General features: G+C 69.2%; 10 protein-coding genes. 3 read left to right on the top strand and 7 right to left on the bottom strand.

Features of this window, described 5'->3' with window-relative positions; all coding sequences use genetic code 11:
- A partial coding sequence (gene ftsH, locus ACLFOB_RS11650; RefSeq protein WP_410926169.1) for an ATP-dependent zinc metalloprotease FtsH occupies window positions 1–1,410 on the top strand: 1,410 nt, incomplete at its 5' end.
- 51 nt (window positions 1,411–1,461) lie between these two features.
- On the opposite strand, the gene ACLFOB_RS11645 is transcribed toward ftsH, so the two are convergent.
- Window positions 1,462–1,815 (bottom strand): DUF1428 domain-containing protein, encoded by a 354-nt coding sequence (locus ACLFOB_RS11645; RefSeq protein ID WP_410916932.1) that lies wholly within the window; start codon window positions 1,813–1,815, stop codon window positions 1,462–1,464.
- A gap of 144 nt (window positions 1,816–1,959) precedes the next feature.
- Here ACLFOB_RS11645 and ACLFOB_RS11640 point away from each other — a divergent pair, with 144 nt between their 5' ends.
- Window positions 1,960–2,562 carry an MOSC domain-containing protein gene (locus ACLFOB_RS11640; RefSeq protein ID WP_410926168.1) on the top strand — a complete coding sequence of 201 codons (603 nt, stop codon included), beginning with the start codon at window positions 1,960–1,962 and terminating at the stop codon, window positions 2,560–2,562.
- Between the two features lie 235 nt (window positions 2,563–2,797).
- Window positions 2,798–4,474 (top strand): formate--tetrahydrofolate ligase, encoded by a 1,677-nt coding sequence (locus tag ACLFOB_RS11635; RefSeq protein ID WP_410926167.1) that lies wholly within the window; start codon window positions 2,798–2,800, stop codon window positions 4,472–4,474.
- 149 nt (window positions 4,475–4,623) lie between these two features.
- Here the strand turns inward: ACLFOB_RS11635 and ACLFOB_RS11630 are convergent, their stop codons facing one another.
- From ACLFOB_RS11630 to ACLFOB_RS11605, 6 genes are all read right to left on the bottom strand, one after another.
- Window positions 4,624–7,047 carry a DUF3772 domain-containing protein gene (locus tag ACLFOB_RS11630; protein ID WP_410926166.1) on the bottom strand — a complete coding sequence of 808 codons (2,424 nt, stop codon included), beginning with the start codon at window positions 7,045–7,047 and terminating at the stop codon, window positions 4,624–4,626.
- Complete coding sequence (locus ACLFOB_RS11625; protein ID WP_410926165.1) at window positions 7,044–8,081, bottom strand: cysteine synthase A; 1,038 nt, start codon at window positions 8,079–8,081, stop codon at window positions 7,044–7,046. The genes ACLFOB_RS11630 and ACLFOB_RS11625 overlap by 4 nt, the downstream gene beginning before the upstream one ends.
- Window positions 8,082–8,135: 54 nt before the next feature.
- Window positions 8,136–9,257: an NUDIX domain-containing protein gene (locus ACLFOB_RS11620; RefSeq protein ID WP_410926164.1), complete on the bottom strand. Its 1,122-nt coding sequence runs from the start codon at window positions 9,255–9,257 to the stop codon at window positions 8,136–8,138.
- A gap of 11 nt (window positions 9,258–9,268) precedes the next feature.
- Window positions 9,269–9,718 (bottom strand): TrgA family protein, encoded by a 450-nt coding sequence (locus ACLFOB_RS11615; protein ID WP_410917170.1) that lies wholly within the window; start codon window positions 9,716–9,718, stop codon window positions 9,269–9,271.
- A 1-nt stretch (window position 9,719) separates the two neighbouring features.
- Window positions 9,720–10,928, bottom strand: a complete 1,209-nt coding sequence (locus ACLFOB_RS11610) for a class I SAM-dependent methyltransferase (RefSeq protein ID WP_410926163.1) — start codon at window positions 10,926–10,928, stop codon at window positions 9,720–9,722.
- Between the two features lie 75 nt (window positions 10,929–11,003).
- Window positions 11,004–11,207, bottom strand: a 204-nt coding sequence (locus ACLFOB_RS11605) for an FAD-binding domain-containing protein (RefSeq protein WP_410926162.1), incomplete at its 5' end; no start/stop codon positions are given.

The following is an 11,207-nucleotide window of genomic DNA, read 5'->3' as shown; positions in this document are numbered from 1 at the left end:
TTCCTGCGCAACCCGCAGAAGTTCTCGCGGCTCGGCGGCAAGATCCCGAAAGGCGCGCTGCTGGTCGGCCCCCCGGGGACCGGCAAGACCCTGCTGGCGCGTGCCATCGCCGGCGAGGCGGGCGTGCCCTTCTTCACCATCTCCGGCTCCGACTTCGTCGAGATGTTCGTGGGCGTGGGTGCGAGCCGGGTGCGCGACATGTTCGAGCAGGCGAAGAAGAACGCACCCTGCATCGTCTTCATCGACGAGATCGACGCCGTGGGCCGGCACCGCGGCGCGGGCTACGGCGGCGGCAACGACGAGCGCGAGCAGACGCTGAACCAGCTTCTGGTCGAGATGGACGGCTTCGAGGCGAACGAGGGCGTCATCATCATCGCCGCGACGAACCGCAAGGACGTGCTGGACCCGGCGCTGCTGCGCCCCGGTCGCTTCGACCGGCAGATCACCGTGCCCAACCCCGACATCAAGGGGCGCGAGAAGATCCTTGGCGTGCACGCCCGCAAGACGCCGCTGGGCCCGAATGTCGATCTTCGCCTGATTGCGCGCGGCACGCCGGGCTTCTCCGGCGCGGATCTCGCCAACCTCGTCAACGAGGCGGCGCTGATGGCGGCGCGCGTGGGCCGGCGCTTCGTCACCATGGAGGACTTCGAGAACGCGAAGGACAAGGTGATGATGGGCGCCGAGCGGCGGTCCATGGTGCTGACGCCCGAGCAGAAGGAAAAGACCGCCTATCACGAGGCCGGCCATGCCATCGTGGGTCTGACGCTGCCGCAGTGCGACCCGGTCTACAAGGCCACGATCATCCCGCGCGGCGGCGCGCTGGGCATGGTGGTCAGCCTGCCGGAAATCGACCGCCTGAACTGGCACAAGTCCGAGTGCGAGGAAAAGCTCGCCATGACCATGGCCGGCAAGGCGGCCGAGATCATCAAGTACGGCGAGGACATGGTCTCGAACGGGCCTGCGGGCGACATCCAGCAGGCGAGTGCGCTGGCGCGCGCGATGGTGCTGCGCTGGGGCATGTCCGACAAGGTGGGCAACATCGACTATGCCGAGGCGCACGAGGGCTATTCGGGCCAGACAGCCGGCCTGTCGGTGTCCGCGCATACCAAGGAACTGATCGAGGAAGAGGTGAAGCGCATCGTCTCGGATGCCTACGACCGCGCCTACGCGATCCTGATGGAGCGCAAGGAAGAGTGGGAGCGGCTTGCAGAGGGCCTGCTCGAATACGAGACGCTCACCGGCGAAGAGATCAAGCGCGTGATCCGCGGCGAGCCTCCGCACCTGGGCGAGGACGAGGACGACAGGCCGTCGTCCGGCAGCGCGCCCTCGGTCACGGCGATCCCCAAGACCCGGCCGAAGCGCAAGCCGCCGATCGAACCGGGACCGGACATGGAGCCGGAACCGACCTGAGCCGTCGCGTCGAATCGAAGCCCCCGGCCCTAGCGCCGGGGGCTTCCCGTTTCAGCCTTCGAAGATCATGTCGAAGCCGCCGAAGATCATGCGGCTGCCGTCGAAGGGCAGCGGATTCGCCTCCTCCGTCATCCGCGGATCGGCCATGACGGCTTCCCAGCCCGTATCGCGAACCGCCTTCGACGGCCAGGTGATCCACGACAGCACAACCGTCTCGCCCGGTTCGCGCAGGACGGCCGTGTGCATCGAGTTGCGCTTGCCCTCGGGCAGGTCGTCGCCCCAGCACTCCACCACCGAGAGCGCGCCATGCGCGCGGAACAGTTCTGCCGCGCGCGCCGCGTGATCCAGATATGCTTCCTTCCCGTCCGCCGGCACCGCTGCCAGCACGCCGTCCACATAGGCCATGTCCCGCCCTCCACCGATCAGGCCGCCCGGCTGCCCGGGCGCCGCACAGTCTAGCAGGCTTCCGGCCGGCCCGGTACAAAAACGGCGTTGTGGCTGCCTGGGGCGCGGTCTAGCGTTCGTCCCGACCCGCAAGGGAGATCGAACATGCCCGCCCTGAAGCCCACCGGGTTCCACGCGACGATCCGCTGGATCGGCCGCGTCACGGACCGCGATGCGAGCCTGCGCGCCGAGACGCTGACAGAGGCGCGGCTGACCTTTGCCGGGATTGCAGGCGAGGCGCATGGCGGCGTGACGCGGCCCTCGTGTTCACGCGTGACCGCGCAGCACCCCAGGGGGACCGAGATCCGGAACGTTCGCCAGCTCTCGATCCTGTCGGCCGAAGAGCTGAACAGGATCGCGGCGAAGATGGGGGTGCCGCGACTGGACCCCGCCTGGCTGGGCGCCTCGCTGCTGATCGAGGGCATCCCCGATTTCAGCTGCGTGCCGCCCTCGTCGCGGCTCCAGGCGCCGGAGGGCGCGACGCTGGTCGTGGACATGGAGAACCGGCCCTGCCACCTGCCGGCCGAGGTGATCGAGGCAGAGGCGCCGGGGCACGGTCGCGCGTTTCGCACGGCAGCTGCAGGGCGCCGAGGCGTCACCGCCTGGGTGGAGCGCGAGGGCACGATCCGCGTGGGAGAGACGCTGCGCCTGCACGTCCCGGATCAGCCGGTCTGGCCGCATCTCGCCGCGGCCCGCGCGGGCGGCTGAGCGAAGAGAAGGCCCCGCCCGGGGTGCGCGAGGGGCCTTGCGGATGTGGCCGGGTGTCTGCCGCCCTGCGGGGTCGGCTGGCCGTCTTCCGGCAGGCGCGCGGGTCCGCGGCGCCGCGGCACACCGCCGCAACAGCGGCGGGAAATGTCGGAAACACGCGTTGGTCCCGCGCAGCCGCGCGGTATAGGCGGGCAGGAAACGCGCCCGAAATCGCCGCACGCCACAAGGGACGGACATGAGCCACAAATCCGACATCGAGATCGCCCGCGAGGCCCGCAAGCGCCCGATCCGGGAAATCGGCGCCAAGCTTGGGATCGGCGAGGGCGACCTGCTGCCCTTCGGCCATGACAAGGCCAAGGTCTCGCAGGAGTTCATCGCGGGCCTCGAGGGGCGGCCCGTCGGCAAGCTGATCCTGGTGACCGCGATCAACCCCACGCCCGCGGGCGAGGGCAAGACCACGACCACCGTGGGCCTTGGCGACGGGCTGAACCGCATCGGCAAGACGGCCGCCGTCTGCATCCGCGAGGCCTCGCTCGGGCCCTGCTTCGGGATGAAGGGGGGCGCGGCCGGCGGCGGGCGCGCGCAGGTGGTGCCGATGGAGGAGATGAACCTGCATTTCACCGGCGATTTCCACGCGATCACCAGCGCGCACAACCTGCTCGCCGCGATGATCGACAACCACATCTACTGGGGCAACAAGCTGGACATCGACCAGCGCCGCGTGGTCTGGCGCCGGGTGATGGACATGAACGACCGCGCGCTGCGCGACATCGTGACCTCGCTTGGCGGCGTGCCCAACGGCTTCCCGCGGCAGACCGGCTTCGACATCACGGTGGCGTCCGAGGTCATGGCGATCCTGTGCCTCGCCTCTGACCTCGCCGACCTCGAGCGCAGGCTGGGCGACATCATCGTGGCCTATACCCGCGACAAGGCACCGGTCACCTGCCGCGACATCGGCGCGGACGGGGCGATGGCCGTGCTGCTCAAGGACGCGATCCAGCCCAACCTTGTGCAGACGCTGGAGAACAACCCCGCCTTCGTGCACGGCGGCCCCTTCGCCAACATCGCGCATGGCTGCAACTCGGTCATGGCGACGCGGACGGCATTGAAGCTTGCCGACTACGTGGTGACCGAGGCGGGCTTCGGCGCGGACCTCGGCGCCGAGAAGTTCATGAACATCAAGTGCCGCAAGGCCGGCATCGCGCCCGATGCGGTGGTGGTGGTGGCCACGGTGCGCGCGATGAAGATGAACGGCGGCGTGGCCAAGGCCGACCTGGGCGCCGAGAACGTCGAGGCGGTGCGGGCGGGCTGCCCGAACCTTGGCCGGCACATCGAGAACGTGAAGGGTTTCGGTGTGCCGGTGGTGGTGGCGATCAACCATTTCGCCGGCGACACAGAGGCCGAGATCGCGGCGGTGCAGGACTACGTCGCCGGCATGGGCTCGGAGGCGGTGCTCTGCAGGCACTGGGCGCTGGGGTCCGAAGGCACGGAGGAGCTGGCGCACCGGGTTGTCGCGCTGGCCGAGAGCGGTGCGGCGGCGTTCCAGCCGCTCTACCCCGACGACATGGGCCTGCTGGAGAAGATCGAGACCATCGCGAAGCGCATCTACCGCGCGGATGCGGTGGTGGCCGACGTCAGGGTCGTCAACCAGCTCAAGGAGTGGGAGGCCGCGGGCTTCCGCCATCTGCCCGTGTGCATGGCCAAGACGCAGTACAGCTTCACCACCGACCCCGCGCGGCGCGGCGCGCCGGAGGGTTTCAGCATCCCGGTGCGCGAGGTGCGGCTCGCGGCCGGCGCGGGCTTCGTCGTGGCGATCTGCGGCGAGATCATGACGATGCCCGGCCTGCCCTCGGTGCCGGCGGCCGAATCGATCCGTTTGAACGCCGACGGTTTCGTGGAGGGGCTGTTCTGAACGGAACCGCCGCCCCAGCAGCGCAGGGGAAACCGGTCCTGACGGGGCGTGACACCGGCAGCGGGCGATCCGGAGGGCGGGGATCCGGCTCGCCGAACCGGGAAATTCCGCCCGCCGCGGGGAGTGTGACCGGGCAGCGCCGGGCCGCGTCACCGCATGTCCGCGTCGCTGTCGGAATCGGTCTCCGGCCGATCGAGGAAGGGGTCCGGCGCGCGGGGAACAGGTGCAGGTTCAAGCGCAGCAGGTGCGTCGGCAGTGCCCGGCGCGGTCTCGCGGGCGAGAGTCTCGGGGTTGCGCAGCCAGACGTCGCGCTGCGCGAAGGGAATCTCGATTCCCTCCTCTGCGAACCGCTTCGCTATAGCATGGTTCATGTCGGACTGAACGTTCAGCACCCAGTTCACGTCGCGCAGGATCGCCCGGATCTGGAAGTCGAGCGAATCCGCGCCGAAGCCCATGAAGAAGACCGAGGGCGGCGGCTGCATCACGACCATCGGGTGATCCTCCGCGACCTCGCGCAGGATACGCTCTACCTTTCGCGTGTCGGTGCCGTAGGCCACGCCCACGGGCACGATCACGCGGCCGATGGTGTTGCCGCGGGTCCAGTTGGTGACCACGCCGGAGACGAAATCGCCGTTGGGCACGATCACGTCGGTCCGGTCGAAGGTCTCGATCCGCGTCGAGCGGACCGAGATCTTGCGCACGATGCCCATCTGACCGCCGACCTCGATCCAGTCTCCCTCGGACACCGGGCGCTCGATCAGCAGGATGATGCCGGAGACGAAGTTCTGGACGATGTTCTGCAGGCCGAAGCCGATGCCGACCGAGAGCGCGCCGGCCACGATGGCAAGCGACGACAGGTCGATGCCCGTGGCCGAGATCGCGATCAGCGCGGCGAGGAAGATGCCGACGTAGCCGGTGCCCGAGACGAGCGCCGTCTGTGCGCCCTTGTCGAGCGCCGTGCGCGGCAGAAGCGAGTTGCGCAAGCCGCCCTGAAGCGCCCGCGTCGCCAGATAGCCGAGCATGAAGATGACGACGAAGACCAGGAAATCGGTGGGCGACACGCGGGTCTCGCCCAGCACGAAGCCTTCGCGGAAGCGCGCCCAGAGCTCGGTCAGGTCGGCGACCCGCGCGCCCCAGACCAACGCGAGGAACGGCAGTGCGGCGATCGTCAGAACCATTCCCATGAGGACAGGGATCAGCCCTTCGCCCGCCGTCTCGCGCCCCGTGATGAGCTGCTCCAGATCGCGCACCAGGCGTTGCAGGATCAGCAGCAGGCCCAGTATCGCCAGGGACACGACCCAGGGTCTGATCAGCATCGAGGCGTTCAGATACCCGACGGCGGCCAGCAGCGGCATCAGTGCCCCCACGACCATCGAGGCCCGCCCGAGCAGCCGGATCGCACGGGCGACGAAGGCGCTTTCGTCGTCGTCGTCGGATACACCGCGGCAGCGCCCAAGGATCACGCCCATCCGGAACAGCACAAGCCCCATCAGGACGGTGACCGGGAACTGAAGCACCGCTTCCGTGGCCTGCGAGAGATCGCCCAGACCGACGAAGGCGCCGATCGTGATCTGGATGACGAGGAGCAGCGCGAGTAATGTGCTGTAATAGCGCGCCTCGCGCCGGGGGCCCTCTGCCAGCGGGATGACGGCCTCTGCGTCCACCTCGCTGTAGAGCCGCTGCCCCAACCAGCGGTAGCCCAGAAGCAGCGCGAAGGCCAGCGGCAGAAAGGCAAGCATCCGCGACAGGCGTGACCCGGCGAGGCCGCTGTAGGCCGCCGCGAAGATGATGGCCGAAAGACCCGCAAGCGGCAGCAGGATATGCCCGATCGAGATCAGCAGCGACCAGACGCCGGTGCCGCGGCGTGTGTGCGCGCGCATCTGGGTGCCGGCCCTGTCGACCCAGCGATGCCCGCGCAGCAACAGCACGAAACCGCCGACCACCAGCAGAAAGATCGCCGGCAGCTTGTTGCGCGCTTCCGCCACGCGCGAAGGGGTCGCGAAGGCGGTCGACACCTCCTGCTCCATCGCGCGCGCGGCCTGCCCGACCTCTTCCAGTCCCCGAATCCAGTTCACGGGGTTGAGCGGCGTGGCGCCGAGCGACAGCAGCGCGTCGACCTGACGGGCGCGGATGATCGCGTCGATCTCTGAAATCAGGCCCTGGGCGCGGGTAAAGGCTGCCTCGGCGTTCCGGATCGGCGCGCGCAGATCCTCGAGTTGCTCCTCCAGCTCGGCGCGGCGCTGCGCGATATCCGCTGGCTCGGTCTCGCCCGCCTCGGGTGGCGGCCCAAGCGCCTCGAGTTGTGACTGCAGCGTCTCGATCCGGCTGGCGTTCCGGCTCTGCGCGGCAAGAAGCTGTTCGCGCCATCCCGCAAGCTGCGTGCGCAATGCCTCCAGCGCCTCGGTCGAGGCGGCCGCGCGCTCGACGACCTGCTCGGCACGTTCGGCGGTGCGCTGCCATTCTTCGTAATCGGGCGGCTCGGACCCGGTCTGCGCCAAGGCGGCGCCGGTCATCAGCCACAGCGCCACCAGAAACGCCGGAATCGTCGCCAGACGGAAAAGGCCCGGACTCATTCCGGGGCGACCGTCACATCCGGCATGTCGACCGCGTCACGCTCCATCCAGCGCGGCACCGGCAGGCCCTTCTCGCGCAGGAAAGCGGGGTTGAAGAGCTTGGACTGGTAGCGCGTGCCGTAGTCGCACAGGATGGTTACGATGGTGTGCCCTGGCCCCATCTCGCGCGCCATGCGCATCGCGCCGGCCACGTTCACGCCCGACGAGCCGCCAAGGCACAGGCCCTCGCGCTCCAGCAGGTCGAAGGCCACCGGCAACGCCTCTTCGTCCGGGATCTGGCAGCAGAAATCGGGCGTGAACCCCTCGAGGTTGGCGGTGATCCGCCCCTGCCCGATGCCTTCGGTGATCGAGCTGCCCTCCGCCTTGAACTCGCCGGTGGTGTAGTAGCTGTAAAGCGCGGCGCCCATCGGGTCGGCGAGCCCCATCCTGACGCCCCTGGGCTGCAGCGCCTGCGCCACGCCGGCCAGCGTCCCGCCCGATCCCACGGCGCAGATGAAGCCGTCGACCTTTCCCGCGGTCTGCTCCCAGATTTCCGGGCCCGTGCTCTCGACATGCGCCTGCCGGTTGGCCACGTTGTCGAACTGGTTGGCCCAGATCGCGCCCTGCGCCTCGGACTGCGCCAGCCGCTCGGCCAGCCGGCCGGAATAGCGGACGTAGTTGTTGGGATTGCGATAGGGCGCCGCCGGCACCTCGACCAGCTCCGCGCCGGCGAGGCGGATCATGTCCTTCTTTTCCTGGCTCTGCGTCTCGGGGATCACGATGACCGTCCGGAACCCCATCGAGGCGCCCACCAGCGCCAGCCCGATCCCGGTGTTGCCCGCCGTGCCCTCGACGATGGTGCCGCCGGGGCCCAGTTCGCCGCGCGCCACGGCGTCGCGGATGATCCAGAGCGCGGCGCGGTCCTTGACCGACTGGCCGGGATTCATGAACTCTGCCTTGCCCCAGATCTCGCAGCCCGTGACCTCACTGGGTCCGTGCAACCGGATCAGGGGGGTGTTGCCGACCGCTTCGGCAAGGTCTCTCGCCACGCGCATTTTTGGGCCTCGTCTGTGGGTGCCTGCCCTGTCTAGGCGCGGGTCCCGCGCGACTCAACCCGAAGCTCGCAGGCGGTCGCGGTGCCGGGCCAGCCAGTGCACCGCCAGTTCCAGCGGTGCCACGTCCAGAAGCCCGGCGTCGGCCCAGCCTACGACCGTCCGGAGGGGCAGGACATGCCGGCGGATGTTCTCGGCCTCTTCCGCCAGCCCGCCCACCTCTGCGGGCGGGCGCGAGAGGTCAACGAGGCCCAGATAGATGTGAAAGAACTCCGTCGAACAGCCGGGCGACGGATAGCACCGCGAGATCGTCTCGAGCCGCTCCAGCGTCACGGCGGCCTCTTCCTCGGTTTCGCGGCGCGCGGTCGCCTCCGGGTCCTCTCCGGCGTCGACACGTCCGGCCACAGGTTCCAGGCACCAGGGCCGCGGGTCGCCGCGCAGGTAGGGGCCGGGCCGGAACTGTTCGAGAAGCAGCACCTCGTCGCGGCGCGGGTCGTAGGGCAGCACCAGCGCCGCGTCGGTCGCGACCAGCGCGGCGCGCGAAACCGTCTCGCTGTGTCCCTCGCCGAAGAGGGGGAATTGCAGGTCCTGCTCCTCGAAGGCGAAATAGCCGGCGTAGGGGCGCCGATGCGCGATCAGCCTGACCTCGGCCTGCGTCAGCGCGGTCAGCACCGGCGGGCGCGGCCGGGTCAGCCTGGCCAGCAGACGCGAATGCGCCCTGCCGCGGATCATGTCGAAATCGCGGCCGATCTCGCGCGGGCTCTTGTGCCCCATGTGCGCCATGACCTCGCCGGCCGCCTCGACGCTCAGAGCCCCCCAGGTGCGGACCCAGGCCGCAAGCGACCATGCCCCACCGGTCGCCGGCGTTTGCGCGGGGCGAAACACCCACGCCGTGACGGTCCCCTCGGGCGTCTCGACCGTGACTTGCGCAGGTGCATAGCCGAAGGCGCCCTCGTAGTGGCACAGCCGGCCCCAGCCAGCGGCGTCGGGGACGGTGAGCAGGACGCCATCGGCCCCCTCGTCCGCAGCCGTCACAAGCGCCGGATAGGGCGCGCCGGCCACGCTGCGGACGGCGTGATCCGGCAGGCGCGCCGGGCGCATCGGCCCCGGTGTCGCACCCAGCACGCGGGCCAGAAGCGGCTCGTGGCGCAGCGTGCCGTAGAGAAAGACCGAAGGCACCCGCGACCCTCTCAGCGCCAGCGGCCGGCCGCGAACTCTGAGGCGAGCCCTGCCAGGATGGCGCCGCCGACCAGCGCTACCAGCATCTGCGTGTTCACCAGGAAGGCCCCGTATTCGACGATCAGTTCGAAGACGCCGGCGATCGCTTCCACCGGCCCGTCGTAGCGCCGTGCAAGCGAACGGTCCACCATCTCGCGCACCGCCTGAACGAAAAGCGCCCAGAAGACCAGCGCAGCCCCCCCCGTCAGCCCGTTGCCGATGGCCGCGGAATAACCGCGCCCCGCGCGCTTTCCGATCACGATCCAGCCGCAGAGCGCGCCGAGAACGAGGTTGATCAGCGACAGGCCGCCGAATTCCGTGCGCCCGGTCTGCGCCTCGATCAGCGGCTTGACCAGTTCCGAGGCGAACCAGCCGACCGCGGCAAGCACGATGGCGGCAACGAGGCGCGCGGCCGTGGGCATATCAGGCGGGCCTTTGCACGGTGATCTGCGTCACGTCGCACATTCCGCTCTGAAAGAGCGAGGCGCAAGAGGTGAGATAATAGGCCCACATCCGCCGGAACCGCTCGTCGAAGCCCATCGCCTCGGCCTTCGGCCAGGTCTCGGTGAAGCTGTCGTGCCAGCGGCGCAGCGTCTGGCTGTAGCTGTCGCCGAACTCGTGGCTGCCGGCAAAGGTCAGCCCCGCGCGCTCGGTCTCGCGCCGGAGCACGGAGGGGGAGGGCAGCATCCCGCCGGGGAAGATGTATTTCTGGATGAAGTCCACGCTCTTGCGGTAGCTTTCCCAGCGCTTGTCCTCGACGGTGATGACCTGCAGCGCGGCGCGGCGCCCGGGCTTGAGCCGGTCGCGCAACGCGTCGAAGAACACCGGCCAGTAGCGTTCGCCCACCGCCTCGAACATCTCGATCGAGGCGACAGCGTCATATTGCCCGCGCTCGTCGCGGTAATCCTGCAGCTTCAGCTCGACCCGGTCGCTGAGCCCCGCCTTCGCGATGCGCGCCTGCGCGAAGTCGAACTGCGCCCGGCTGATCGTCAGCCCGGTCACCCGCACCCCCCGCTCGCGCGCGGCATATTCGGCGAAGCCGCCCCAGCCGCAGCCGATCTCCAGCACGTGATCGCCGGGCTTCACGTCGAGCTTGTCGGCCAGCGCGGCGTATTTCGCCTCCTGCGCCTTCTCGGTGCTCTCCTGTCCGGTCTCGAAGAGCGCCGAGGAATAGGTCATCGTGTCGTCGAGCCAGAGGCGGTAGAAGTCGTTGCCAAGGTCGTAGTGCGCGGCGATGTTCCTCTTGGCCTGCCGCCTGGTGTTGGACTGCAGCCAGAAGCGGAGGCGCTCCAGCGCCCGCACCAGAGCCATGGCGGGAAACCCGTCGTAGATCTCGTCGTTGCCGGCGTGCAGCAGGTCCATGAAGGCCTGCAGGTCTGGCGTGCTCCAGTCGCCGTCGATGTAGGCCTCGGCGAAGCCCACGTCGCCCTCGCGCAGGAGCCGGGCGAAGACGTCGTCGCTGTGCAGGTGCAGTTCCGCCACGGGGCCGGGGCTGCGGCCCTCGGCGCGGAACCGCCGCCCGTCCGGCATAACGAAGTCCACGCGCCCCGCGTTCATGCGTGACGCCATGTCGAAGATCCGCGCGAAGTAGCGCGGCAAAGCTGTCTGGCCTTCGGTCGAGGTCAGGATCATGGACAAGTCCCACCGATGTTTCGCGTTAGCTATGCGGAAAGCGCTGCGGGCGGCAACCCCGGGGCGCCCTGGCAGTCAGAACTCCCTGTTCTCATAGGTTTGAAGCGCGATCTTTCTGCCCTCGTCGGGCGCGACGACCGGCTCCGGGTAGGGATCGGAGGGCGAGAGCCCCCAGCGCCGCGGGATTGCCTCGAAATAGTCGAGCGCGCCTTGCGGCGGCGCCTTCTGCCCCTCCGCGATCCACTGCCTGCGATAGGCGGCCTTCGGATCGAAGCGTTT

Origin of the sequence: Rhodosalinus sp., assembly GCF_046542825.1 — a bacterium.
Taxonomy (GTDB): domain Bacteria; phylum Pseudomonadota; class Alphaproteobacteria; order Rhodobacterales; family Rhodobacteraceae; genus Rhodosalinus.
Note: the sequence above shows the minus strand (reverse complement) of the source record. Positions and strands in the feature narration are given on the sequence as shown.